General features: G+C 52.5%; 22 protein-coding genes. 10 read left to right on the plus strand and 12 right to left on the minus strand.

Annotated features, from left to right (window positions below):
• Window positions 1-26: 26 nt before the first annotated feature.
• The 4 genes from GK091_RS14530 (at window position 27) to GK091_RS14545 (ending at window position 5,400) form a co-directional block, all read left to right on the plus strand.
• Complete coding sequence (locus tag GK091_RS14530; protein WP_164039484.1) at window positions 27-1,238, plus strand: helix-turn-helix domain-containing protein; 1,212 nt, start codon at window positions 27-29, stop codon at window positions 1,236-1,238.
• A 274-nt stretch (window positions 1,239-1,512) separates the two neighbouring features.
• Window positions 1,513-2,286, plus strand: a complete 774-nt coding sequence (gene truA / locus GK091_RS14535) for a tRNA pseudouridine(38-40) synthase TruA (protein WP_164040813.1) — start codon at window positions 1,513-1,515, stop codon at window positions 2,284-2,286.
• Between the two features lie 64 nt (window positions 2,287-2,350).
• A complete protein-coding gene (locus GK091_RS14540) occupies window positions 2,351-2,959 on the plus strand; it encodes a nucleotidyltransferase family protein (RefSeq protein ID WP_262889187.1) in 609 nt (202 codons plus the stop codon).
• A gap of 107 nt (window positions 2,960-3,066) precedes the next feature.
• Window positions 3,067-5,400 carry a glycoside hydrolase family 65 protein gene (locus tag GK091_RS14545; protein WP_164039489.1) on the plus strand — a complete coding sequence of 778 codons (2,334 nt, stop codon included), beginning with the start codon at window positions 3,067-3,069 and terminating at the stop codon, window positions 5,398-5,400.
• A gap of 45 nt (window positions 5,401-5,445) precedes the next feature.
• Here the strand turns inward: GK091_RS14545 and GK091_RS14550 are convergent, their stop codons facing one another.
• The gene (locus tag GK091_RS14550; protein ID WP_164039492.1) at window positions 5,446-5,853 is read right to left on the minus strand and encodes a hypothetical protein; all 408 of its coding nucleotides are present in this window, start codon (window positions 5,851-5,853) and stop codon (window positions 5,446-5,448) included.
• 132 nt (window positions 5,854-5,985) lie between these two features.
• Between GK091_RS14550 and GK091_RS14555 the strand changes: the two genes are divergently transcribed.
• Window positions 5,986-6,636: a class I SAM-dependent methyltransferase gene (locus tag GK091_RS14555; RefSeq protein WP_164039495.1), complete on the plus strand. Its 651-nt coding sequence runs from the start codon at window positions 5,986-5,988 to the stop codon at window positions 6,634-6,636.
• Between the two features lie 97 nt (window positions 6,637-6,733).
• On the opposite strand, the gene GK091_RS14560 is transcribed toward GK091_RS14555, so the two are convergent.
• The 3 genes from GK091_RS14560 to GK091_RS14570 form a co-directional block, all read right to left on the minus strand.
• Window positions 6,734-7,471 (minus strand): hypothetical protein, encoded by a 738-nt coding sequence (locus GK091_RS14560; protein ID WP_164039498.1) that lies wholly within the window; start codon window positions 7,469-7,471, stop codon window positions 6,734-6,736.
• 23 nt (window positions 7,472-7,494) lie between these two features.
• The gene (locus GK091_RS14565; protein ID WP_164039503.1) at window positions 7,495-8,586 is read right to left on the minus strand and encodes an AMP-binding protein; all 1,092 of its coding nucleotides are present in this window, start codon (window positions 8,584-8,586) and stop codon (window positions 7,495-7,497) included.
• 144 nt (window positions 8,587-8,730) lie between these two features.
• Window positions 8,731-9,183: a ubiquinol-cytochrome c reductase iron-sulfur subunit gene (locus tag GK091_RS14570; protein ID WP_164039506.1), complete on the minus strand. Its 453-nt coding sequence runs from the start codon at window positions 9,181-9,183 to the stop codon at window positions 8,731-8,733.
• 113 nt (window positions 9,184-9,296) lie between these two features.
• Here GK091_RS14570 and GK091_RS14575 point away from each other — a divergent pair, with 113 nt between their 5' ends.
• Window positions 9,297-9,755 carry a DUF2452 domain-containing protein gene (locus tag GK091_RS14575; RefSeq protein ID WP_164039508.1) on the plus strand — a complete coding sequence of 153 codons (459 nt, stop codon included), beginning with the start codon at window positions 9,297-9,299 and terminating at the stop codon, window positions 9,753-9,755.
• 66 nt (window positions 9,756-9,821) lie between these two features.
• Window positions 9,822-10,646, plus strand: a complete 825-nt coding sequence (gene menB / locus GK091_RS14580; protein WP_164039511.1) for a 1,4-dihydroxy-2-naphthoyl-CoA synthase — start codon at window positions 9,822-9,824, stop codon at window positions 10,644-10,646.
• A gap of 132 nt (window positions 10,647-10,778) precedes the next feature.
• Here the strand turns inward: menB and GK091_RS14585 are convergent, their stop codons facing one another.
• Window positions 10,779-11,603, minus strand: coding sequence for a hypothetical protein (locus tag GK091_RS14585; protein WP_164039516.1), 825 nt, complete (start codon window positions 11,601-11,603; stop codon window positions 10,779-10,781).
• 370 nt (window positions 11,604-11,973) lie between these two features.
• Between GK091_RS14585 and bla the strand changes: the two genes are divergently transcribed.
• Window positions 11,974-12,888: a class A beta-lactamase gene (gene bla, locus GK091_RS14590; protein WP_164039519.1), complete on the plus strand. Its 915-nt coding sequence runs from the start codon at window positions 11,974-11,976 to the stop codon at window positions 12,886-12,888.
• 128 nt (window positions 12,889-13,016) lie between these two features.
• Window positions 13,017-14,423 (plus strand): purple acid phosphatase family protein, encoded by a 1,407-nt coding sequence (locus GK091_RS14595; protein ID WP_164039522.1) that lies wholly within the window; start codon window positions 13,017-13,019, stop codon window positions 14,421-14,423.
• Between the two features lie 60 nt (window positions 14,424-14,483).
• Here the strand turns inward: GK091_RS14595 and GK091_RS14600 are convergent, their stop codons facing one another.
• The 7 genes from GK091_RS14600 to GK091_RS14630 form a co-directional block, all read right to left on the minus strand.
• Window positions 14,484-15,545, minus strand: a complete 1,062-nt coding sequence (locus GK091_RS14600; protein WP_164039525.1) for a hypothetical protein — start codon at window positions 15,543-15,545, stop codon at window positions 14,484-14,486.
• Between the two features lie 2 nt (window positions 15,546-15,547).
• A complete protein-coding gene (locus GK091_RS14605) occupies window positions 15,548-16,183 on the minus strand; it encodes an ABC transporter ATP-binding protein (RefSeq protein ID WP_164039528.1) in 636 nt (211 codons plus the stop codon).
• Between the two features lie 4 nt (window positions 16,184-16,187).
• Window positions 16,188-17,507 (minus strand): ABC transporter permease, encoded by a 1,320-nt coding sequence (locus tag GK091_RS14610; protein WP_164039531.1) that lies wholly within the window; start codon window positions 17,505-17,507, stop codon window positions 16,188-16,190.
• Between the two features lie 72 nt (window positions 17,508-17,579).
• On the minus strand, window positions 17,580-18,494 hold the full coding sequence (locus tag GK091_RS14615) for an ABC transporter ATP-binding protein (RefSeq protein ID WP_164039534.1): 915 nt from the start codon (window positions 18,492-18,494) through the stop codon (window positions 17,580-17,582).
• Between the two features lie 167 nt (window positions 18,495-18,661).
• A complete protein-coding gene (locus GK091_RS14620; protein WP_164039537.1) occupies window positions 18,662-19,102 on the minus strand; it encodes a chromate transporter in 441 nt (146 codons plus the stop codon).
• 98 nt (window positions 19,103-19,200) lie between these two features.
• Window positions 19,201-20,445: a dicarboxylate/amino acid:cation symporter gene (locus GK091_RS14625; RefSeq protein ID WP_164039540.1), complete on the minus strand. Its 1,245-nt coding sequence runs from the start codon at window positions 20,443-20,445 to the stop codon at window positions 19,201-19,203.
• 204 nt (window positions 20,446-20,649) lie between these two features.
• Window positions 20,650-21,087: an SRPBCC family protein gene (locus GK091_RS14630; protein WP_164039544.1), complete on the minus strand. Its 438-nt coding sequence runs from the start codon at window positions 21,085-21,087 to the stop codon at window positions 20,650-20,652.
• Window positions 21,088-21,242: 155 nt separating this feature from the next.
• Between GK091_RS14630 and GK091_RS14635 the strand changes: the two genes are divergently transcribed.
• Window positions 21,243-25,253 (plus strand): hybrid sensor histidine kinase/response regulator transcription factor, encoded by a 4,011-nt coding sequence (locus tag GK091_RS14635; protein ID WP_164039547.1) that lies wholly within the window; start codon window positions 21,243-21,245, stop codon window positions 25,251-25,253.
• Window positions 25,254-25,302: the final 49 nt, after the last annotated feature.

Consider the following 25,302-nt stretch of genomic DNA (forward strand, 5'->3'; position numbering starts at 1 on the left):
GCTAAAACTTTAGCAAACCCAACCGGATGACGCTCGTCAGTGACAACATCCGCTACCTGCGCAAACTTAACGGACTGACGCAGGAGCAATTTTCCCGAAAAATAAACATAAAGCGTTCATTGCTAGGTGCGTACGAAGAAGGTCGTGCCAATCCAAACCAACAGAATATCCAGGCTATAGCCAAGGCTTTTAATACAACGATTGAACTGCTTACCCGTCAGGATCTGCGAAAACTGCGCGAAACGCCCAGCCTTAGTATTCCATTGGGACAGCCGGGGAAACCCGCCGATACTCGGCTTACTCGAAGCGATGTTCCACACATTCGCTCCGACGGCCACATCGACGCGGGCGACGACGACCCATTTCAGCATCCCGATTTCCCCGATATTTTTGCCCATCCCGGCCAGCCAGCCACTAAAACTCCTGAACCACAGCCACTTTCGTCGGTACTGAATAAGTATTATCGACAACAGGAGGAAACCCGTTCGGCACCGGCTCCACCAGTCATTACGTCCCCCGTTCGCCCAACGCAGGAGCGGCCCATTCACGAGCGGTCGCAACCGGTATCGTTTCAGCCCGTATCGGCAGATGAGCCGGGTCGCTCACCCGTTGACCGGCTGTTTGGTCAGTCCGATAGTCAGCCAGCCCCGGCTTCGACCCGTCCGTCAGAACCACTGTCGTTCAACAATGTCTATGAAGGATCAGGCCGGTTTGGTGATTTGGGGGCAGCCCGGTCAGCTGCGCCAGCGCAGGTAACGGCCCCGGCGATTCCGGTGGTGATGCAGGCGCAGTTCATGGAGTATAACCAGCGGTATCAACAGATCGACTTTGTAAATCGATTGCCGTCCATGCACTTACCCACCCTCCCCGATGGCCAGTACCGGGCTTTTGAAGCGGGCGATGATTTTGTGTTTCCGGGTGCTTTGCTGGTGGGGCAGTTCGTTCGCAACTGGTTCGACATTGCTGACGGAAAAATGTACGTTCTTCTCGTACACCATCGTCCCGAAGGCTCAGGCATTCTGTGTCGCCGGATTTACAATCAGGTAAAAATTAAGGGCAGTCTCCTCCTCACCGCCGACAAAGCAGGGATACCCAACCACGAAATAGCGCTGAAAGATGTGCTGGAGGTTTGGGAAATTCGGGCGTTTGTCAGTCAGCAGATACCACCGCCAGCGCCCAGCACCGACCGATTGAAGCAACTGGTCGATGAGATACGATTTGAAGTTGATCGGTTGTAATCCATTCGTCAGCAGGACCGTACCCTCATTTCCCGGACAAATTAGCGTGATCAGTCAACGTTGCCGATGGGTAAGGTGTTAGACGAAGTAGGGGTGCGCCATACCTGAACGGGTGTGGCCGATTCACGTCGATACCCCTACGCTGTCGAAAGCTGCTAACCTTTCGTACTTTCCTCTTTTGATAGGGCTTTGGTTTAGAACCCATCCAGGTTTTACGCCAAAGCCCTTTACTGTTGGGGAAATGCCCAATCAGGTTCGTATTTTTACCACCGATATGCGCTATTTTCTCGAATTAGCTTACCGGGGCACGAACTATCATGGCTGGCAACGGCAACCCAATGGCCTGAGTGTACAGGAGGTGCTCGAAACCGCCTTGGCAACCGTGTTCCGACAGCCTATAGCCATCGTCGGGAGTGGCCGCACAGACACGGGCGTTCATGCCGGGCAGCAGTTCGCTCATTTCGAAACAGAGCAGCCTCTGCCTAAAAATCTGCTTCGGTCACTCAATAGCCTGATTCCCGGCGATATTGCCGTGTACGACTGCTTTCCCGTCCGCCCCGATGATCATGCCCGCTTTACGGCAACCTTCCGCTCTTATCAATACCAGATCATTCGTCGGAAAGACCCTTTCCTCGACGGCCTCGCCTATGTGTTCACGCTGCCGCTGAACATCGACCGGATGAATGAAGCCGCCAACCGGCTTTTGCAGCATACCGATTTCGAAAGTTTCAGCAAAGTAAAAACCGACGTCAAAACATTTACGTGCCGAATCGATTTTGCTCATTGGATCCTTGCCCCCAACGGTACACTGGTATTTCACATCCGGGCCGACCGCTTTTTGCGGGGCATGGTGCGGGCCATCGTTGGCACACTGCTCGATGTTGGTCAGGATCGGCTTAGCATAGATGAATTCGATCGGATCATTCAGGCCAGGGATCGCAAAAAGGCCGGACGTGCCGCTCCCGCCGATGGCTTATCGCTGGTTAAAGTCGGGTATCCGGATGAAGTCTTTTCATCGCGGCAATCAGGTTTTCAACAGGATCAATAGTATTTTTCCTGTTGATCATGAAGACACTCATTTACACGTACGCTACATTAAACCGAGTTCACTCTTGAAAATTGGAACGATCATATTAGCCGCTGGTGCCTCGACCCGCATGGGTGGTGAGCCGAAGCAATTGCTGACCTACAAAGGCCAGTCGCTTATTCGACGCATTACGGATACCGCGCTGGCATTGCAGGCGGGCCCGGTTATCGTAGTACTGGGGGCGAATCGCGAACGCATTGTGCCGGAACTGGCCAATCTACCGGTCACGCTGGTGGATAATGAAGCCTGGCAAACGGGCATGGCGTCGTCGCTCAAGATGGGTCTTGCGGGCCTTTACCTGACCAATAAGGATATTGACGCCGTGTTGGTTTTACTTACCGATCAGCCACTCGTATCAGTAGGTTTGCTCCTCCATATGCTTGAGACATATACCAGCGAAAACAAGGAGATTGTCGCCTGTCGGTACGATGATCAGTTGGGCGTTCCGGCCATCTTTGGTCGAAAGTACGTTGAGCCTATGCTGCAACTGGAAGGGGATAAAGGCGCGAAGTGGGTCATTATCAAACACCGGCAGGACTGCGCTGAAGTACCGTTCGAAGCGGGGGCCATTGATCTCGACTCCAAACGCGACGTTGAACTTTTCTCGCTGGTACAGACGGGAACTACTCTGTAGCGAAGATGGCGTAAATGCCTACTTTTGCCCTAAACTAACTGATCGAACTGAGCAGGCTTACGGGCTGATGCCCAAATGCCGTGTGCGCAGTTATAACCTGTGACTGAATGAAAAATTACATTTCCCAAGACCCCTGGTGCATTGTTGAAGATGGGTTTCACCGTGACTACAACGAGATTTCAGAAAGTGTGATGTCCCTTGGCAATGGCCGACTTGGCCAGCGGGGCAATTTCGAGGAAAAATTTACCGGAAAAACCCTACAGGGCAATTACGTGGCCGGTGTGTACTACCCCGATAAAACCCGCGTCGGCTGGTGGAAAAACGGGTATCCGGACTACTTCGCGAAAGTGCTGAACGCGGCCAACTGGATTGGGATCGACATCGATATCGAATACGAAACCCTTGACCTTAACCTCTGCGACGTTCGTGATTTCCGGCGGGTGCTGAACATGCAGGAAGGCTACCTGGAACGGTCGTTCGTGGCCATTCTGAAAAGTGGCAAAGAACTTCAGGTCAACAGCAAACGCTTTTGCTCCATCGTCGACGATGAGGCCGGGGTGATTCGCTACGCCATAAAGCCGCTCAACTTCGACGCCAAAATTACCATTACACCCTACATCGACGGGGCCATCCGCAACCGGGATGCTAACTACGACGAAACGTTCTGGGATGAAGTTCGTAAGGAAACGGGCTACGGGGAGGCTTTTATTGAACTGCGTACCCGTAAAACCGGCTTCCACGTAGCCACGGGCATGGGCGTCGAAATTGAACAGGACGGGATCAAGGTCGATTATCAGTCGCAGCCGATCAAATACGAAAAATACGTCGCCAACCGGATGACCCTCGACTGTCGCCAGGGTCAGGAAACGGTCATTTATAAATACGCCGTCAATCTGTCGTCGCTGAACTATGATCCGGACATGATCATGAAGGAAGCGCGCCAGAGTTTACAGCGAATTACCCGCAAAGGCTTCGACAAGATGCTGTTCGAGCAGATGCAGGCCTGGGCCGATAAGTGGAAAACGAATGACATCGTAATCGACGGTGACGTTGCTGCTCAGCAGGGAATCCGCTTCAATATTTTTCAGCTTAATCAGACCTATACCGGCGAAGACGAGCGGCTGAACATTGGCCCCAAAGGCTTTACCGGCGAAAAATACGGTGGGTCAACCTACTGGGACACCGAAGCGTACTGCCTGCCCTTCTATCTATCGACCGCCGATCAGAAAGTAGCGAAAAACCTGCTGGTCTACCGCTATAAGCAGCTGGGGAAAGCCATCGAAAATGCGCAGAAGCTGGGGTTCCGGGCCGGAGCCGCCCTCTACCCGATGGTGACCATGAACGGCGAAGAATGCCACAACGAATGGGAAATCACCTTCGAAGAGATCCACCGTAACGGGGCCATCGCTTATGCCATCTACGATTATGTTCGGCATACCGGCGATGAGCAGTACCTTGTCGAGTATGGGCTGGAAGTCCTGATCGCCATCAGTCGGTTCTGGAGCCAGCGCGTGAACTGGTCGAAGGCTAAACAGCAGTACGTTATGCTAGGCGTGACGGGGCCGAACGAGTACGAAAACAACGTCAATAACAACTGGTACACCAACTACATTGCAGCCTGGACACTTCGGTATACCATCGAAGCCATTGAAAAAGCCAAGGCGCTGGATGCCGAAAAATACGCGGAACTGATCGACCGGATTCACTTCCGCGAAGAAAAGGAAATGGCGACGGCCCGTCAGATCATTGAGAAAATCTACCTGCCCAAAGACGACGAACGGGGCATTTTTCTGCAACAGGAAGGTTTTCTGGACAAAGACCTAATGCCAGTCAGCGATATTGCCAAGGGACAGCGCCCCATCAATCAGCATTGGTCGTGGGACCGAATTCTGCGGTCGTGCTTCATCAAACAGGCCGATGTACTTCAGGGGCTATACTTCTTTGAGGATGAATTCGATACGGAAACGCTCCGGCGCAATTTCGACTTCTACGAACCGATGACGGTCCATGAATCGTCGCTGTCGCCCTGCGTGCACAGCATTCAGGCGTCGAAGTTAGGAATGCGGGAAAAAGCATATGAAATGTACCTCCGTACGGCCCGGCTCGACCTCGACGATTACAACAACGATACGGAAGACGGTTGCCACATCACCAGTATGGCCGGCACCTGGCTGGCTGTCGTAAAAGGATTTGGGGGTATGCGTGTGGAAAAGGCGGAAGGTGCAGATGCTCAACTCCTGTTCAATCCCTACTGTCCGAATCACTGGCAGTCGCTGGCGTTCAAGATCCGGTTCCGGGGTGCGTTGCTGCAAATCACGACCACGCAGTCGGACGTAACGGTGACCAATTTCTCGACGAAGCCCGTCACGGTTATCATCCACGGCAAAGCGATAACAGTTGACGGTAATGCAGCGCAAACGGTCAAGATAACTGTTGAATAATGTATTCTTTTCCCTCGCCCGGTATGGGCGAGGGAAAAGAATACACTACTTACTCACATCAGGCAGCCCTTCGCCGGGCGGTTCGGCACCGGTAAACAGGGTAAAAAATGTTAGGGGGAGTAGCTCTCCGACCAGGGCGGTCTGCGGATCATCGTCGAATTCGATGCGCACCGACACCGGCTTTTCGGTGCGAAGCACGTCGTAATACTGAGGAAACTCGCCAATGGGAATAGTTGTGTTACCACGGAACGAGCCGTTTGCCTGCTTCTCAATTGTTCCGGTCGACGCGTGCTTGGATTCGGGTACGAAGTTCAGGCTATAAAACGCTAGCATTCCGGCGTTGGCGGTAAAGCGCAGCTGAATAAACCGATTTCTGAAAGGCGACCGATTTGGGCTGTTACCATGTTCGAACAGAACAGAGTAGCTCGCAATTTCAGCGATGAAGGTTGGCATGGCATTGACGCATTTTGATTACACGTTAATAGTAGGCTTCTTTAGGCAGGCGGTCAAACTAACTTTAGTTTACGGTCATGATCGACCAGATAGCCATACCGTAGCGTGTCTAACTTCCCGATTGGGCCATACATGAGCGAAATAACCGATTCTTCTGCCGGTTTCGACTGGGTAGCTCCCGTTTATGATCGGATCGCTTCCCTAGTGTTTGGTCGTAAGCTCCAGCAGGCGCAGGTCGTTTTTCTGGACGCCATTCCAGCCAATGCGTCGGTACTGTTGGTAGGTGGCGGAACGGGGTGGCTCCTTGAACAGCTGCTGATTCAACGCAAACCCAGACGCGTCCTATATCTCGAAGCATCGGCCCGAATGGTAGCGCTGTCCAGTCAGCGAATGATCGAAACGGAAACGCTGGGATCAGTCGAATTTCGGGTCAGCAGTGACATTACCCGTCCCATCAATGAACAGTTCGATGTTGTCATTACCCCTTTTTTGCTCGACCTGTTTCCTGAGGTAAAGTTGCGTGATTCTCTGATTCCTCAACTTCGAAATGCACTTGACCCCACCGGAATCTGGCTGGTAACTGATTTTATTCGCACCGACGTTTGGTGGCAAAAAGCGTTGTTATGGTCCATGATCCAATTTTTTCGGCTAACAGCGGGCATAGAAACAAAGCGTCTGGCTAACTGGCAGGCACGTTTAATTGAAGCTGGTTTGTCCTGCCAAAACCGTCAGGCACGGGTGGCCGGCATGGTGTCGACGGAAGTTTGGACCATTCAGCCGTAGCTCCTTCTTTCGAATCGGTTGTATTTTTGATCCACTCCCTGCCATTTGCTGTGCAGCAGAACGCAGGCTGTACCGATCTTATCTACGGCCTACTCTCCTACAGCTTTCCGAACATCGTTGCCAGTGTAGGAAATTCACTCACGTCAAACCATTCCTCCCCGCCTAGATTCAGCCATTGACCGTCGCGTTTGGGCCGTTTGGTTTGTGCGTCATCTGCGTCATAATCGTGGGTGTAGACCTCCGTCATGACGCGCTGCAAGGCCGACCAGGGTATGGTTTTGGTTAACTCCTTGCGGTTCATACCCGTCACCACGTCGACGGTGCGCTCAACAAACGAAGCCGTCAACCGTATTTCCAGATCGCCCTGTGGATTGATAAAGTCCAGAAAGATCAGTTCAAAGGGTCGTTCGCGACCGATCGCTTCGTAAGTCGCCTGGATCAGTTCCTGCACTAGGTACTGCCAGCTATCGGGCTTCTTGGGTTGACCCTGTTTGGGGGAATCATTGTCTGTTTCCAGCGAAATAGCCCAGAAATCATCATCCTCTTCCAGAAGGTCTTCGCTGACTGGTTCTAATTGGGTTTTGTTGACCAGTTCAGTAATCACTTGCAGCCAGGCCCTGGGTAATTGACCGGACCACGAAAAGTCATCGTCACGGGTATAGCCTTCGGCAATCAGTTCATCGTCGTCAATATCGTCACGGTCGGGGTAGGTAATAGCCAGATCGACCTGTACCGTTTTATCAGGCAACGGACGGACAGCCAGTGTATAGAAGTAAGCGTAAGGCGCGGGTAACGACCGGGCCGTTTGATAACGAATTTGAAGTTGCTTGAGCATACGGGATGGAAAGTGGTCAGCGATCAGGGAGCCGATTTGGATAAATACGCGGCTACCGTAGCCCGCCGATCAAGTTTGCCGGTGGCTGTTTCGACAAAGGTAGGAACAATGCCTATATCTTTCGGAACAGCGTACCGGCCAATCCGCTGACGAATCGCATCCTGAGCCACCGACACGGCAGTCTGAAGCTGCGTAGATACCTCATGGGCTGGCGTTTCGACCAATAGAACAAGTCGCTGTCCAAGCCGTTGATCGGCCAAACCAGCAACCATAATTCGCTGGTTTAGCGCATACTCACCCAGAATACCGGCAATAATGTGCTCGATCTGTTCCGGCTGAACCTTCACACCACCGGAATTAATGATCGTATCGGCCCGACCCACGATCCGGAAGTGCGTGCTATCGGCAAATTCGACAACGTCGTTCGTTTGAACCCGCTCGAAATTGCTGGCCGCTGCGGTGATGTGCAGACAGCCCCGATCATCGACTCCCAGTTGAACACCGGCGAGGGCAGTAAAGAAATCACTTTTCGCCGGTCCGTTCAGCCGCCGTAACGCAATGTGCGACACGGTTTCGGTCATGCCGTAGGTGGCAAAGACCGGTGCCGTAATCCGTTGCAGAGCCTCCTCAAGCGCCGGACTGGTAGCTGCACCACCCACCAGAATGGCCTTCATCCGGTTCAGGATCGGCAGTTTTTGCGGTGTGGTGTCTAGTATTGTCTGTAGTTGTAATGGCACAAACGCGGTAAAATCAAACTGAGCCTGATCGGGGTCAAAGTCGCTCAACGGATTGCCCGACGGCTCCTGAACAGTCAGTGTCATACCCAGCTCCAGCCCGCGCACAAGCATCATCACACCAGCCACATAGCGACTGTTCAGGCACACCAGCGCTTTATTACCAGCCTGTAAACCAAGCGCCTGCCCTGTCAACTGCGCACTGGCCCGCATCTGTGCCCGCGTGAGCGTAATTGGCTTGGGCGTACCCGTAGAACCGGACGTGTGAAGGATGAACTCCGTTTGTCCACGCTGCCACGACCGGCAGAAGGCCAGTGTTTCAGCCTCGTAATCGGTTTGGGGATCAGGCCAGGTTTCTGACCGTAACGTATCTATCGTCATTTCTTGTGGAGACCGCACCGGCGGACCGGCAGTACTTGGCTGGTTCGCCGGTGCGGCCTCAGGACCGGATGGTTTTTGCTGATGCCACTAATTGCTGGCGCATAGGAGACCGCACCGGCGGTGATGCGGCATTCCGACCGACCTCTACGCTTGCACCCGAAGTGTACCATTGGCCATATCGGTAACGACGTACTGTTTTAGGCCTACCGTGGCTGGTCCGGACACTACCCTGCCTTTAATGTCGAACCGGGACAGATCGAGCGGGCAATAGAACTGATTTTCTTTAGGCTTGAACACCAGCGCGGTTCCTCCCTGATACGTGCATTTTGACGACACCGCGACGAATAGCCCATCGTTCGTTTGGGCAACCAGCACGTTATTGACAATAACGTAGCCCCCTTTCGTACTCAGGTTTTCGTTGTCATTTGCATTGAGATTAACCAGAAAATCAAGCGTTTGCCCCGCATCCGTTGCCGGGTCGCCCGCGTCGCTTTTTGCGCATCCCGCATGAGCAGGTGCCAGCAGCATGACGCCGACGCTGGTAGCCGCTAATCGAAAAAACTCATGCCGGTCCATTGTAGGTACTGTGTTTTGCATGTTGGTTCGTTGTAATTTTGCCGATGACATCGATTTCGTGATGTAAATATGAGTTTTTTTTGTCATTCAACGACAGCGAACAAACAGGTTCGCCGGGCAGTTTCCCAAACAGTATGGAAGAAGCAAAAGTAATTGTCAATCCGATTTCTCCAGACAAGGTCGCCAGCGCACCGGGACTTCTGGAATATGCTCACACGGCGGGCGGAGCCGTCATTCGCCCCGAAGACAAAGGCAAGATTACGGGCCGGGCCGTGTCAGCTATGCGCGAACAGACGGATATGCAGCTTAGCCAGCTTTACAAACAGATGCAGCTACTGGCCGAGCAGGCAACCGCTATCCGGCATCGCGTCGAAATATCCGAACGAATTTATGCCGCGCAGATGAGTTTCGAGCCCGTTATAGGGCATACGTATCATTTTTATCAGCGCAAGAACGGCACCGATCTATTGTCGATGGTCGGTCCAACCGAATGGGGACGCAAGTTCCCGTTTGAACGCTGCCTGGCCACGGTTCGCATGATGGCCGATCACACATGGGACGTGCAGTATCACGATGTTTCATTTAGTGAATGAGTTCATCCGTGAGAAAGCAACGCTTTCAGGTCACGCGTGCACGCATTCACCCATTCACTTTTTATCATGACAAGCAACTATCCCTGGGAACCGATTAAAGAATACCAGGAAATTCTGTTTAGCTACTACAACGGTATCGCTAAAATCAGCATCAATCGCCCCCATAAACGCAATGCGTTTACGCCGTTGACCGTCAAAGAAATGTCGGAAGCGATGGAGCTGGCTCGTCAAGACGAACGGGTCGGTGTCGTTATCCTGACCGGCGAAGGTGGCGAAGCCTTCTGTAGTGGTGGCGACCAGTCCATCCGGGGTCACGGCGGCTACGTGGGTGAAGATCAGGTTCCCCGGCTGAATGTGCTCGACCTGCAAATGCAAATCCGGCGGATTCCGAAACCCGTTATTGCCATGGTGGCGGGTTATGCCATCGGTGGCGGTCACGTGCTCCACGTCGTCTGTGATTTGAGCATTGCCGCCGATAACGCCCGCTTCGGACAAACGGGTCCCAAGGTCGGCAGTTTCGACGGTGGATTTGGTGCGTCGTATCTGGCACGCGTCGTCGGTCAGAAAAAAGCGCGCGAAATCTGGTTTCTCTGCGACCAGTACGACGCGCAGGAAGCCCTCGATATGGGGCTGGTGAACAAGGTGGTGCCGCTGGATCAACTGGAAGAAACGACCATTGTCTGGTGCCAGAAAATTCTGGATAAAAGCCCGATTGCCCTCCGAATGCTCAAAGCCTCGTTCAACGCCGAACTCGACGGGCAGGCTGGTATTCAGCAGTTGGCTGGGGACGCAACCCTGCTTTACTACCTGTCTGAAGAAGCCAAAGAAGGGAAAGACGCCTTCCTCGAGAAGCGTAAACCCGATTTTAGCAAGTTTCCGAAGTTTCCATAAGCCGAAATACGAGCCCGGACTTTGCTAAACATACGCCGTATCTTGAAGATACGGCGTATGTTTAGCAAAGTCCGGGCTCGTATTTCATTACTCGAAGATTGGTTTTTTGTCGATATGTGTCTAGCGACCAACCTACTGGTAGACGAATTCCCGGATGCTGGACGGCCAGTTGGGGTCGGTAGCGGAAACGACGAACTCCCGCACCGCGCGGCCCTGCGTATCGAAATCGTATTGATAGGTGAACACACTTGTCTGCGAAACCCCTGTTGTAGCAGACGTCGTTACCATCGTCTGTTTGGTGACCAGATTCTGACTTTGTTTACCGCGAAACGTCAATGGCGATGGAATACTGAGTTTGGTCAGATCGTATTCGTAAACGCTCTTTTGCACCGCCCCCGAACTATAGACCGTTTCTTTCGCGATGACATTGCCATTTTTTATCGTGTACGTGTCCTGTTGGCCGTTGCCTTTATAGCTGACCAGATACCCATCGGCATCATAGCCATATTCGTCCGGTGCCGAATTTCCTTTCAGATAGCCTTTCATATTCAGAAGCAGCGTATTCAGCAGGTCTTTATTTTCGGAGTTCTGGTAACGCTGAACGAGGTCCGGCGTGTATGTATAGGAAAGCTCTTCCCACCAGTTGGCATTATTCTGGCCCTTGGTTTTTTGGCTGATCAGGCGGCTCTGCGCATCATACGCATACTCATTCCGGAGTCGCCAACTAACCGACAGGTCTTTGCCGTTCAGTTTCACCGTTTTCTCCCCATTCGCGAGAATAGAAAACTCAGTAATCTGCACAACCAACCCCTGTTTCGCCGTGACGGGTGATTGCGGAGTAACCGTCGTTTGCGAGGTGGCGGTAGCGGGCGCAATATCGTTTTGCGGAGTCGAGCAGGCCGACAGGAACGCAAGGCCAGCCATAACGAGTACTGAATAGGTATCGTTTTTTTTCATACTGTGTATTGATTTACTAGACCATTTTACAGAATCTTAAGAGTCTCTCACTACAGTGCGAAAGCGGTAACATTCCCGGGTAGCAGCAAGGCTACTGGCCGATAATCAACCCATTCGCGCATTAAAACCAGCTTAGATCAGGGCTCGTAAATATAGAGAATTTACGAAATCGTCTTTACGACCATTCAGTAAAAATGGCTACCCTTTATTGGCTACCTGGTCAATCAACACGCTTTGCATCCGCGCCGTGTTGCCGGTTTTGAATCGGGTACTGTATCTGCATTACGCTAGGATAACTCTCCTCAAAAACCGGCTATTACCATTGCCAACCGATTCGATCCATTATTTTCGCAGAAATCAGCGATTTCCCATGCTTAAGTATTTTTTGTTTTTGCTCATTCTCTTTGTCTCAGCCTCTCTATCTGCCCAACCCAAAACGACTCGACTAGCCGGGCGCCACTCGCTCGACAGTCTTCGTAGTCAGCTTGAACGCACGGCCAGTGCCGCACAGGGAAAAGTGGGCGTTGCGGCTACACTGCTTGAAACCGGCGAATCCATAGCCCTACAGGGCGACCAGCGGTTTCCGATGCAGAGTGTGTATAAGTTGCCGATAGCTATGGTGGCGCTACATCTGGTCGATCAGGGTAAGTTAACGCTCGACCAACCGGTACGCGTCGACAAAGTCGAGTATGTTTCGGAACGTCAGCACAGTCCGCTACGCGATAAGTCGCCCGATGGAACCGAAGTAAGCGTCTCAGAACTTCTGCGCTACGCCGTTTCGGAGAGCGACGGGTCAGCCAGTGATGTACTCATGCGGCTCGTCGGTGGGCCCAACGTGATTATGACTTACCTGAATAGTCTGGGGATCAAAGACATGATCGTCGCTAATACCGAAAAAGAACTCGGAGCCGATAATGCCGTTCAATACCGCAACTGGGCAAAACCAACGGAAGCGGTGGCCTTGTTACGGTTGATTCAACAGGGCCGTGGGCTGTCCGAAAGTAGCCGGGCTTTGTTGCTGCGGATTATGACCGAAACGGAAACCGGCCTTCATCGACTGAAAGGACAGTTACCAGCGGGTACGGTTGTAGCGCACAAAACAGGAACCTCCTGGACCATCGATGGCCTGACCGCTGCCACCAACGACATTGGTCTCATCACGCTGCCTTCGGGTCGGCACATTGCGCTGGCCGTCTTCGTTTCAGACGCCAGGGCCGACCAGAAAACGCGTGAAGCCGTCATCGCTAATCTCTCCCGAACGATCTGGAATTATTGGAACAAGTAGCGTTTTCGGCGTACAAGGCGCTGGGGCACTGCCCTACCATTCTTAATCCATTTCTTCACACAGTGATAACACATCTTCCCGGTCATCCTACTAGTTTTGTTGGGGAATAGCCTCTCCCGTTGCCCATTATGACTCACTTACTACGCGCTACAGCTCTGATCCGGCTTTGCACCTTCATTTGTTTGCTCCTGCCAACCGCTCATGCGCAGGATACGCTGGTGAGGGGCCCCTACCTGCAAAAGGCAACACCAACCAGCATGACCTTCCGGTGGCGTACGGGAACGGCCTCCGCCGGTGTTGTTCGTTATGGTTCATCGACCGGCAAACTGACTAGAACAAGTACCGAGTCCGAAAGCCGGACAGACCATGAGGTAACGCTGACGGGCTTGACCCCAAACACAAAATACTATTATTCGATCGGTACGGCCAGCGCAACCTTGCAGGGCAGTGATCAGCACTATTTTTATACATTCCCCAAAGAAGGTACGGCCAAAAAGACGCGAATCTGGTCATTGGGCGATTTCGGCAATCATTCGGCGCGGCAGTTCAACGTAAAAAATGCGTTCAAAAATTACGTACAAAGCATTGGCGATCCGTACATCGACCTTTGGCTCTGGCTGGGCGACAATGCCTACAACCGGGGGCTTGACAAGGAATACCAAGCCAACGTGTTTAGCGCCGATACGGGCTATAGTGGAGATCGGTTCATGAAGCAGACGCCAATCTTTGCGACGCCCGGTAATCACGACTACGCGGGCAACAACAACCTGCGGGTCAGTTTAGCTATTCCGTACTACCAAGTCATCTCCCACCCGACCAATGCCGAAGCGGGTGGCGTTCCATCTGGATCAGAGTCCTTTTACTCGTTCACGTATGGTAACATTCACTTCGTCAGCCTGGATTCTGACCGCTACGATGACAGTACGTTCAAAGCAGCGAACCTGCGCTTTGGCGAAGCCAGTCCGCAAATCGCCTGGCTCAAACGGGATCTGGCAGCCGCGCAAACGAACCCCAACATCACCTGGATCGTCGCGTACTGGCACCATCCGCCCTACACGAAAGGCACGCACGATTCGGATACGGAGAAGCAGCTTCGGGATGTCCGCATGAATCTATTGCCCGTGTTGGAGCAGTACAACGTTGATTTAGTGATGTGCGGACACAGTCACGTTTACGAACGGTCGGGCTTGCTGAAAGGCCACTACGGCGATGCAGCCAGCTTCGATGCTCGGGTTCATACCAACAGCCCTGCCCCTGCCGGGAATTCGTCAAAAAACGTGAGCAACTTCGTTAAAAATCGTAAAGCGTCCGTCAATGAGGGAACGATTTACGTGGTCAACGGCGACGGCGGTGCGGGTGGTGGTCACGTAACAACCGGCACAGCACAATGGCCGCACAATGCCATGGACGTCTCATTCGACGGAACCGGTGGGTCAATGTACATCGAAATAGACGGCAGTAAACTGGTCGCAAAAATGATTACCGGCGACGGAACAATCCGGGACGAATTCACCATCCGCAAAGAATCGAAGTAACGCGGACATCCTGTCCGCAGTGCGTTATAACTCATTGCTACTGCGGACAAGATGTCCACGTTACGTGGTGAACGACCGATACCAGATCACAACTGCGCCAACCCAACCGACCAGTAGCCACCCACCCACTGGGAATCCAAACATAATGAGCAGTAAGCCGCCAATAAATCCGGTGAAGATGCCCGTCAGCCAGCGTTCCGGCAGCACGTCCCGATCATACGCCAGGCTGTGCATGAGCAGTAACCAACCCCACCCGGCCAGCCAGAGCCATAATACATAATCGAGTCGTACGTCGGTCGGGCAATTCCGCAACAAAATCAGCAGTTCAGGTAACCAGATCAGCCCATAGGTAAACGCATACCGTCCGAAACGCTGCTGCCAGGACAGCGGCAGGTTAGGCAATACTAGTAGGTAGCGACGCTCGAATTCACTCACTTGCCCACCCACCTGCGAATGCGCCAGCACAGCCAGCAATAAGCCGATCAGTAGCAACCGCTGATCGTAGTCATCCGTGGGATACATTCGGCAGACGCCCGCGAGCAAAAGGCCCGAAACTGCCTTTGTCAACAGTAGGGATAACGGTTCGTGCCGGAGCCAATAGGCTGGAAAGAAGAGTTCATACGGCAGTTTTATGTTCAGGCGAGGTAGCCGAATCGCATTGGGTGCCGGATGCCGCAACCGATAATCAGCCGCCCACGCGCCGACGATAACCAACCCCAACACAAACAGCACTATGGCACTGAATGGACCCCATACTCGGTAATGACCAGCGAGTTGCAGCATCCAGATCGCGTAGGCGATGATCGGCATCATCACCGCCGTCTGTAGACACAGCCACAGGGCTAGACGCGTGGGTGTGGGAACGAGCCAAAGTGTTTGCACAAACAGGTGTTGGGGCGCCGTTAGCTGATCATGGATGAAGGCTATTGTTTTAACCAGATATAGACTCCACAGACCAAAGATCAGCGCCAGAAAAAACGGGGAACCCAGCGCAGCCGTAATCAGCGCTTTGTGCTCGACGCTACTCAAAAAGCCAAAAGCCAGCAGCACAATCACCAGAAACGTACCGGCGTTCCGGGCGTAGAATTGTACGACAAAAATTCGGTTAAGGGTAGTCAGCATGATCAGGTCGCGGGGAGGATAACGCCGTCACCCACCTGCCAGACATTCGCGATGGATAACCCCGTCAGACTAACATCCTGATGCGAGGTGAGCAGAAACGATACCTCCTGCCGGTCCGTAAGCTGCCGGATAAAATCGAACAAATTAGCCGCCGTAGTCACGTCGAGCGTTGTCAGGGGCTCGTCTAGTAGGATGAGTTTAGGCGTACCCAACAGGGCTAATAGTAGCGATAGTTTTTTGAGCATACCGCTCGAAAACGTACCCGTTGCCTTGGTCCAGAACGTATCGACGCCCAGGAGTTCGGCCAGCGTATTGACCTGACCAGCCGGTGCCCGTTTTGCTTTACCGACAAACCCGGCCAGATCGCGGGCGGTCAGAAAATCGGGGTAGAGTGGTTCGGCCTCCGCGTAATTCACCCGCATCCGGTAAGCCACAGCATCACGCTTGATGTCGTACTGGTTATCAAGCGTGATGGTTCCCGTAAACGGCAGAAGCCCGGCAACAGTCCGAAAAAAGGTAGTTTTGCCCGAGCCGTTTCCACCCCGGAAATAATGAATACCCGGCGACAAGTGTAAGTCAGGAATCGTCAAGACGGTTCGCCCGCCATAGGCTTTGGTCAGATTGGAAACGGTGAGCACAGGATTACGCCTTGTAAAATAGCCACTTCGATAACTCCTTGTAGGTCACTTTCTTGCCGTACATCAGAATACCGACGCGGTAGATGCGGGCGGCCAGCCAGGTTGTACCCATAAAGCCTAGAACCAGCAGAAACATGGATAGAGCTAGCTCCCATGCGGGTACACCAAACGGAATACGAACCATCATTACAACGGGTGATGTGAACGGTATGATCGATGTCCAGAACGCCAGCGCTCCATCGGGATCACGAATGACAAACTGCGCGACGGCTATCGCCCCGATAATGGGCAGGGTAATCGGAAACATAAATTGCTGCGTTTCCGTCTCGTTGTCAACAGCGGCACCGACGGCTCCGAACAAGGCACTGTACAGCAAATAGCCCCCCAGAAAATAGAACAGAAAACAACCGACGATCAACGGAATATTCAGCGTTTCGACCGCCTGGAGTACGCTGGCTACGGCCCCATCCTGAACCTGGCTGGCCCCAACGGCACCTGGCTGAGCCATCGCGCCGGACGCCTGCATCGCCTGTCGCCCCCGATCGGCCTTATCGCCCACGAGTGCACCACCTACTGCAAACAGACCCACCGTCAGCAGAATCCAGAGCATAAACTGCGTGAGCCCAACCAGCGCCACACCCAGAATTTTACCCAGCATTAGCTGAAATGGTTTCACCGACGAGATGATCACTTCAACAATCCGGCTGGTTTTTTCTTCCATCACCCCACGCATGACCTGCGTTCCGTAGATGAACACCGATATGTAAATCATGAAGGCGCAGAAATAACCAATGATTGTCATGGCGATAGCATTGCTGCTTCGTTCACCTTCGTCGCTCATACTGATGGTCTGCGCATCGACGTTCACTTTCGCATCCTCGATCACTTTCTGCGTGATACCGGCCTGACCTAGTTTGATCGTTTCGATCTCCTTGGAAATAGCCCGTTCGATGGTATTCTGCAACGACATGCTAACGCTTTTCTCGGCGAAAATCTGAACCGTTTTCGGGTTATCGATCACGGTCGACGGAATGAAAACCAGCGCGTCGTACCCCTGCTTGACGAACGTCTTTTTCACCGTTGCCAGCGGCTGTTTCGGATAAGCGTAAACGGTTTCATCGTCGTTTTTGAACTTACTGGCAAAGCGGCCGCTCTCATCGACGACGGCAATTTTCTTCTGATTGATCGAGCTGACAGCCGCCCAGCCAATGATGGCGTAGAAACCAAAGATCAGCAACGGGCCAAGAATCGTCATGACCAGAAATGACCGCTTGCGAACCCGTGTCAGGTATTCGCGTTTTATGATAAGGAAAATTATATGCATGATTTTAATGCTTGATTTTAGCGTACGATTAAGCCGACGGATCGGTAGTTCACCAGTTCGATACACATTGTCTTAATCATCGTTGGCCTCGCCCACCGCCTGAATGAAAATATCGTTCATACTCGGTATGTTCTCCCCAAAAGACCGAACAGCCACGCGGTCGAGTAGGATTCGGATCAGCTCATTGACGGCCGCATCGGGCGGAATGCGGATGTCGGCGCGGGTGAAATCATCATCGACGGGCCGGGTACTCAGCAGGTCGAACGCGTCGGGCAGGTCGCCCAGCGTTCCCTGATAATCAACGTGGTAGGTATGCGTTTTAAATTGCTCTTTGATCGCCTTTTTCGTACCATCCAACACCTTGTGCGAGCGGTTGATCAGCGCGATATTGTCGCAGAGTTCCTCGACCGACTCCATGCGGTGGGTCGAGAAGATGATCGTTTTGCCGCTATCCCGTAGTTCCAGAATCTCGTCTTTGATGAGGTTGGCGTTGATAGGGTCAAAACCCGAAAACGGCTCATCGAGAATGATCAGGTCAGGCTCATGCATAACGGTTGCCACAAACTGAACCTTTTGCTGCATCCCCTTGGAAAGATCCTCGATGTGTTTGGTCCACCAGGTTTTGATATCAAATTTGACGAACCAGACTTTGAGTTTGTCCATCGCCTGCTTCTCGGAAAGGCCCTTGAGCTGGGCCAGGTAAAGCAGCTGTTCGCCGACCTTCATTTTTTTGTAAAGCCCCCGCTCTTCGGGCAGGTAGCCAATTCGCCGGATATGATCGGGTTTAAGCCGTTCGCCACCCAGAAAAACATCGCCGGAGTCGGGCGCGGTAATTTGGTTGATGATCCGGATCAGGGAGGTTTTTCCGGCACCATTTGGGCCAAGCAATCCGAAAATACACCCCTGTGGAACAGTTAAACTAACATCGTCCAGCGCCCGATGAGCCGCATACTGTTTAACAATGTGATGGGTTTCAAGAATATTCATTCAGCTTAGGTTATTCGTTAGCAGCGTACACTGAACCAAACTACGGGTATAGCCTACCAAGAGGCAACCAATTTACGGATGAACTGTCTCCCTGCTATACGGGCGGTCATAAAAAAGGTCGCAACCCCTGTTGATTGCGACCTGATCAAAGCGAGAAATGAGCTGGCCTAGCGCGTATAGTAGTCACGGACCTGGAATAACAGCATCAGAAACAACAGCCCCAGCAGGACGCCAAGCAGACTGAATGAAACGATACTGGTCAGCACGCTGAGGAGTTGGGCATAATAACTGAATACCCATCCGGCCCGTTTACGATTGAATAAGCCCGGCAGAGCCAGCCCACCCAGTATCAGACCTATCAGGGACAAAACCATAGAAATGGTATAGCCAACGCCAGCACCAATGCCTCCCAGGTAGGAAACAGGGATCAAAGCCGTTCCTATGCCTAGAAATACCAGAATAGCAGGCAGGGCTATAACGAGCATTACCAGCGACACAATCGGCCAGTATTTAACGAACGATTCCCGAAAGTTGATCGGGAATTGAAACGGCGCTTTGGTGGTGAAATAAGGAGCTAGTTCGGTCTCCAGCACGGCAGGTTGGGCCATAACGAACAAGATAAAATTATTGATTTAACTGAATCAATTAAAAGTACATCGTTCAATCGGCCGGTATTGCGTCGACTGTGTGAATGGCAGCGGGTTTATCAAACGGTAATTTCCTCCGATTCAACCGGCTGCGTCCGAAACTCACCCTCCCACTTCGAGATAACGCAGGTAGCAACGGCATTACCGGCTACGCTGGTTGCGCTTCGGCCCATGTCAAGAACCTGATCAATCCCCAGCAGTAAGGCCAGCCCTTCGATGGGTAGGTTGAAGAGCGACATGGTGCCCGCAATGACGACCAGCGATGCTCTCGGCACACCCGCAATTCCTTTGGAGGTGATCATAAGCGTAAGCATCATTGTGATCTGTTGCTCCAGACTCAGCGGGATGTGGTAAGCCTGCGCGATGAAGGCCGTAGCGAAGGTCATGTACAGCATCGATCCATCGAGATTGAACGAATACCCCAGTGGCAAAACGAACGAAATGATCCGCTCCGAACAGCCAAACCGACGCAACGCTTCAATCGTCTGCGGAAAGGAGGCTTCTGAACTGGCCGTACTGAACGACAGAATGACGGCCGAACGAATTTCCTTCAGTAGGGCAATGTACGGAATTCGCACGACCACACAGATAGCCGCCAAGACGACGAACATGAAAAAAGCCAGTCCGCCGAAAAAGCACAGAATAAGGTAGATGTAGCCCGTTAATATGCCCAGTCCCTGCTTGGCCACTACAGCGGCAATGGCCCCCAATACGCCAAAGGGCGCAAAGGCCATAACGAAGCTGGTCACTTTGAACATAATGTGCGACAAGGCATCCAGCGCTTTAATGATGATTTTGCCCTGTGCGCCGACCGATCCGACGGCAATACCAAAGAAAATACTAAAAACAACGATCTGGAGAATTTCGTTAGTGGCCATCGCGTCGATAAAGCTCGTCGGGACGATGTGCTCGATGAAATTATCGAACGTCAGTTTTTGAACTTCCACCCCCGTGTCAGTGCCTTTGGCCGGCAGGGGCAAACTCATCACTTCGCCCGGTTTCATGATGTTAACGACCAGAAGCCCAACGACCAGCGATAGAATGGTGGCGAAGTAGAAATACGCCAGTGTTTTGAGGCCAATGCGTCCTACCGTACCAAAATCACCGAGTTTGGCAATGCCGACAACGAGTGTGGCGAACACCAGTGGCCCGATAATCATTTTGATGAGCCGAAGGAAAATCTTGGAAAGGATGTTCAGGTCGGTTCCCGAAAACCCTGAATCGGTCGCGGGAAAAAAGTAGCCGATCAAAATACCCAGTACCATGCCCAGGAAAATACGAGTTGTCAGATTGGGTAGTTTCATGCAGAGAGGTCAAGTTGCCGTATCGACAAATGTAACAGAAACCGGGCACTCGTGAAAATGCCGGGCACCCGGGATCGGAATCAATGGTTCCCTCCTCACCGCTTCCGATCGAAAAACCACCGATTAATATATATTTTTTTTGCAAAAGACAGGAGCTTGGCGTAATATGCAGACTGAGTATCAACCCGATTTATCAACAACACCTTAGTTGAACAGTCGCTTGTAGATCGGCTTTCGATAGGCGAACAAAAGCCACATGACAGGATAAAGTAAGAGATCTGTTAATCGAAACGGGGTTCGAAACGTAATATCATCGATAATGCAGGTGCCACCGGACGGATTTCGAAGCAGCCGATGTCGATGATGCCAGTACGTGAGAAAAAACGGCAGGCGCGTACCCTGGTCGACAAAGTATATCTCGAACTCAGTCGTTTGCTGGTCCACGATCTGACTAACCCAGTCCTGACGAAAAACCAGGAAATTGAGTCGTAAGTGAACAACGTCGCCTTTCAGGCAACCATCGAAGCGAACAACATCAACGGGCGGGAATGGCGGACTAAGCCGGTCGAACAGGTCTCGGTTGAATCCCTGCCAAACGTCGGCCATAGACTTGGTAACGTCGGTTTTAAGTTCTAGATGCATAAGCAGATTCCGGTCATAAAAGGAAACGAATGGGAGCAAAAGACTACCCGACACGAATACTACGCATAAATCAGGGAAGCCGAGCAGCTGACGCTACTTTAGTGTGGTCACTCGTTTCGTTGTTGAGTGCGTTCAACCAGGCAAACTTCGGGTTTATGCGTCGACGTTCCTCTTATCTGTCTTCTGTGCTGCTTTTCGTGATTCTCAGCCAAACGGGTTGGGCTGCGATACCCGGCCCCGAATTTCTGACAATGCAGGACGGCTTGCCACAGGGCTTCATCAAATCAATGCTACAGGATCGGCGTGGGTTTGTGTGGCTGGCCACCCGAGACGGACTATGCCGCTACGACGGCATCCGGTACAAAGTCTACCATCACGATCCGCACAATGCCGGATCACCTTCGTTCAGCAGTATTTACGAAATTCGAGAGGACAGGCAGGGATCACTCTGGACGCGTACTGAAAATAACAATGTCGATCAGTTCAACCCCATTACCGAACAGGCACGACGCGTCTCTGATTCACCCGACTTCCGAACGATTGTTAACCGGAACCAGCTCACGGCGATCTACCCCGATCAGCGCGGTAATGTGTGGGTGGCCACGTTAACGAACGGATTTTTCCGGCTGAATGCGGATGGCAAAATCACGCATCGAAACTGGGCCATCCGAAACGATACCGTTCAACACCGGATCGATGCGATGCTGGTCGATCGGCACGGTTACCTATGGCTGGCAACGACCGATGGGCTTCACCGATACGACCCGAAAGCTAGGCAATTTACGGTTTTTCGAACCGTAAACGGCTTACCCCGGAATGATGTTCGGGCCTTGCATGAACGGAAAAACGGGGAGCTGATGCTTGGTTTTCCTGGCCTGTTCGCTTTTTTCAACCCGAACGGCGGTATCGTCCGGCAGGTTGTTGCGCTGCCCGAACAACCCCTGGCGGCACCTTTATTTACGGGTGATCGATTGGGAAACGACTACGTGAATCTGAACCGCTATACGGATAAAACGGGACTAACTCCCCTGCCCATACCCACGGGTTCGCCTGCCACAAACCGGCCACCGCTTTCCATGCTGGTCGATCAATCAAACGTGCTGTGGATCGGCACCAATGGCTATGGTGTCGTTAAGTACAATCTCAACAAACAGCTGTTTCAGGGTGTGCCGTACGCCATCAATTTTCAGATCGACTGGATAAATCAGCAGTTAGGCGTGCCCATCACCGACATTCCAGTCGATGTCAGACGACAGGACCCGATTGCATTACGGTATCAATTCGACCGACAGAAAAATCTGTGGATCGGGGGACCCAGAAACCCCGTGTACCGATATAATACCGTTCAGCAAACCTTTGAGCCCGTTTTACCAACCGGTATTGAAGCCCGCTGGTTACCCGGTGGCGTTTTTCGCTTATCGACGTTGACCACTGGCCCGGTGGGTGAACTCTGGGGCATTGTGGGGACCGATGCGCGAGCGGTAGTGCGCTACGACCAGGCCAATCGTTCGTTTACGGCCTTTCCGTTGCCCCTGCCCGCCAGACACCCGTATGAGATCATGGCGATGACGGTGGACGGTGGCCGGATTTATCTGGCCACGCAAAATCATGGGTTGCTCCGTGCGGACCTGGCTAACAAACGGCTCATCAGCTGGCGTGCAGACCCTAACGACACCAATGCTTTACCGATCAATTCGTTGCTGAGTTTGGCGCAGGACCCGGCTCATTACAACTTTCTGTGGATCGGAACGTATGGCAATGGGTTGTGTCGGCTGGATAAACATACGGGCAAAATCCGCAGCTTTACGGTTCGGGACGGCCTGCCCAACAATGTTATTTATGGCATTCGGCCCGACACCGATGGTCACCTTTGGCTTAGTACCAACCGGGGCCTCTGTCGCTTTGATACCCGCACGTTCGAGGTGCGGGATTACACAACCGACGATGGACTACCCGGTGATGAGTTTAACCGGTTTCATGACATTGCCCTCCCCGACGGGCGCATTATTTTTGGCGGCACCAGTGGCTATACGGCCTTCTATCCCCGCCGTGTTATCGACGACAAGTTCAAGCCGATCGTTGCGCTAACGGCACTTCGCATCAACAACCAGCCCGTTAGTGTCACCGATCCCGACTCGCCACTTAGGCAGGATATAAACGCAACGCGGGAGATCGTTCTTAACCATCGCCAGAATTTTCTATCGTTTGACTTCGCTGCGTTGCAGTTCAATCACAGCGGCAAAAACCAGTACCGATACAAGCTGACCGGTCTAGATAAAGACTGGGTTTATAATGGCAACCAGGCTTCCGCCACCTACACGAATCTACCACCGGCAACGTATTCCTTCGTGGTCAATGCGTCGAACACCTCCGGCGTCTGGAGCCCAAATACGCATCAGATTCGAATCGTTATCAAACCGGCTCCCTGGGCTACCTGGTGGGCTTACACAATTTATGCGCTGCTACTCTTAGGAGCCATAGTCGCATTTATCCGCATTCGTATCAATCGGGTTCGGCTGCAAAGTCGCATGGAGTTACGGGAACAGGAATCGATCCAACTGAAGAACATCGACGAAATCAAATCGCGTTTCTTTTCCAACATCACGCACGAATTCCGGACACCCTTAACGCTTATTCTGACGCCACTCGACCAGTTACTGAAGGAGGTCAGTGATCCTCGGCACCATAATCGACTGGCCATGGTTCATCGAAACGCCAGTCAATTACTGAGACTTATCAACGAACTGCTCGATCTGGCCAAACTCGAAACCGGTAGCCTGACCGTAACGCCATCGCAGGGTGATCTGGCCGAATTTCTGGAACGTACGGTCAGCACGTTCGAGGAAGCCGCTCAGCGAAAGGACATCCGGCTGCGGGTCTATTATCAGTTAGCCCAGCGGTTGTACTGGTTTGATACCGATAAGGTGGAGAAGATCATCAACAATTTGCTGGCCAATGCCTTGAAATTTACCGACCGAGCGGGGAGCATCGACGTTGACTTTTTCACGTTCTCAGTGCCAAACCCGTACCCATCGTCCAACTTACCCGCCCAGAATGACATGCTTCGGATCATTATCAGGGATACGGGCATCGGCATTCCGGAACACAAGCTGTCCTTTATCTTCAACCGTTTTTATCAGGTCAATCAGGCGGAGAAACCGGAATTAGTCGGTTCAGGTATCGGCCTGGCCCTGGTGAAGGAACTGGTTGACATCATGCAGGGAACCATCAAGGTCGATAGTAAACCCGGCCAGGGATCACGGTTTACGATCGAACTGCCCTGTCAGCCGGTCCATGCACCGGAGACGACACCAAACGTAAACGAACCCAACGCCGACCAATCATCCGATCTTCTTGTAGCGAGCCCGTTCGATGTCACGTCGCCAGCCGATCTGCCACACCTGTTACTCGTGGAAGATAATGACGACATTGCCGAGTTCGTAACGGACATTCTACGGGCCGACTGGCATGTTCAACGGGCCAGCAATGGCCGACAGGGTGTCGAAGCCGCCCTCACTTATGGACCTGATTTAGTTATCAGCGATGTCCTGATGCCCGAACTCGATGGCTACGAGCTATGCCGTCAATTAAAGAGCAACCCGATTACCAATCATATTCCCATTTTGCTGCTGACCGCTAAGTCATCGATCGAGAGCCGGGTGGAAGGGCTGGCAGCCGGAGCCGATGATTATTTAGCCAAACCGTTTCAGGTGGACGAACTTCGCTGGCGGGTTCGCAACCGACTCGAGCAGCAACGACGGTTTAGCCAGCACTTCCGGGCGCGGTTACTAAGCGAAGGCCACGTGCCATCCGTCAGTACTACCCCGGAAGATGACTTCATGAATAAGGTCTACGCCGTACTCAATGACCGGTTGGGCGACACAACATTTGGCGTAGAACCCCTGGCGGTAGCCGTAAACATGAGCCGGATGCATCTCAACCGAAAAGTGAAAGCATTAACAGGACTTTCGCCCATCGAGTTGATTCGGGCCGTGCGATTAAACAAGGCGAGTGAAATGCTGTTGACGAATGTGCCCATTTCAGACGTTGCCTACGCGGTTGGTTTCGACACGCCTGCCTACTTCTCGAAGGTATTTAAAGAACATCATGGCCTCACCCCTTCCGAATACGTCGAGCAAAATCGACAAAAGCTGAAGCAGGTTTAGCAAGCTGGTAGTCTATACCGCTCAATAAAGAAAGGCCCGGATCAATGTC

It is taken from the genome of Spirosoma agri, from assembly GCF_010747415.1.
Taxonomy (GTDB): Bacteria; Bacteroidota; Bacteroidia; order Cytophagales; family Spirosomataceae; genus Spirosoma; species Spirosoma agri.

Bases quoted from the DNA above. Each gene is read 5' to 3' on its own strand.
- bla (WP_164039519.1), top strand. From the start codon at position 11,974: ATGCTTAAGTATTTTTTGTTTTTGCTCATTCTCTTTGTCTCAGCCTCT.
- GK091_RS14530 (WP_164039484.1), top strand. From the start codon at position 27: ATGACGCTCGTCAGTGACAACATCCGCTACCTGCGCAAACTTAACGGA.
- GK091_RS14550 (WP_164039492.1), bottom strand. From the start codon at position 5,853: ATGCCAACCTTCATCGCTGAAATTGCGAGCTACTCTGTTCTGTTCGAA.
- GK091_RS14555 (WP_164039495.1), top strand. From the start codon at position 5,986: ATGAGCGAAATAACCGATTCTTCTGCCGGTTTCGACTGGGTAGCTCCC.
- GK091_RS14565 (WP_164039503.1), bottom strand. From the start codon at position 8,586: ATGACGATAGATACGTTACGGTCAGAAACCTGGCCTGATCCCCAAACC.
- GK091_RS14575 (WP_164039508.1), top strand. From the start codon at position 9,297: ATGGAAGAAGCAAAAGTAATTGTCAATCCGATTTCTCCAGACAAGGTC.
- GK091_RS14585 (WP_164039516.1), bottom strand. From the start codon at position 11,603: ATGAAAAAAAACGATACCTATTCAGTACTCGTTATGGCTGGCCTTGCG.
- GK091_RS14595 (WP_164039522.1), top strand. From the start codon at position 13,017: ATGACTCACTTACTACGCGCTACAGCTCTGATCCGGCTTTGCACCTTC.
- GK091_RS14545 (WP_164039489.1), top strand. From the start codon at position 3,067: ATGAAAAATTACATTTCCCAAGACCCCTGGTGCATTGTTGAAGATGGG.
- GK091_RS14600 (WP_164039525.1), bottom strand. From the start codon at position 15,545: ATGCTGACTACCCTTAACCGAATTTTTGTCGTACAATTCTACGCCCGG.
- menB (WP_164039511.1), top strand. From the start codon at position 9,822: ATGACAAGCAACTATCCCTGGGAACCGATTAAAGAATACCAGGAAATT.
- truA (WP_164040813.1), top strand. From the start codon at position 1,513: ATGCGCTATTTTCTCGAATTAGCTTACCGGGGCACGAACTATCATGGC.
- GK091_RS14625 (WP_164039540.1), bottom strand. From the start codon at position 20,445: ATGAAACTACCCAATCTGACAACTCGTATTTTCCTGGGCATGGTACTG.
- GK091_RS14610 (WP_164039531.1), bottom strand. From the start codon at position 17,507: ATGCATATAATTTTCCTTATCATAAAACGCGAATACCTGACACGGGTT.
- GK091_RS14620 (WP_164039537.1), bottom strand. From the start codon at position 19,102: ATGGCCCAACCTGCCGTGCTGGAGACCGAACTAGCTCCTTATTTCACC.
- GK091_RS14570 (WP_164039506.1), bottom strand. From the start codon at position 9,183: ATGCAAAACACAGTACCTACAATGGACCGGCATGAGTTTTTTCGATTA.
- GK091_RS14615 (WP_164039534.1), bottom strand. From the start codon at position 18,494: ATGAATATTCTTGAAACCCATCACATTGTTAAACAGTATGCGGCTCAT.
- GK091_RS14630 (WP_164039544.1), bottom strand. From the start codon at position 21,087: ATGCATCTAGAACTTAAAACCGACGTTACCAAGTCTATGGCCGACGTT.
- GK091_RS14635 (WP_164039547.1), top strand. From the start codon at position 21,243: ATGCGTCGACGTTCCTCTTATCTGTCTTCTGTGCTGCTTTTCGTGATT.
- GK091_RS14560 (WP_164039498.1), bottom strand. From the start codon at position 7,471: ATGCTCAAGCAACTTCAAATTCGTTATCAAACGGCCCGGTCGTTACCC.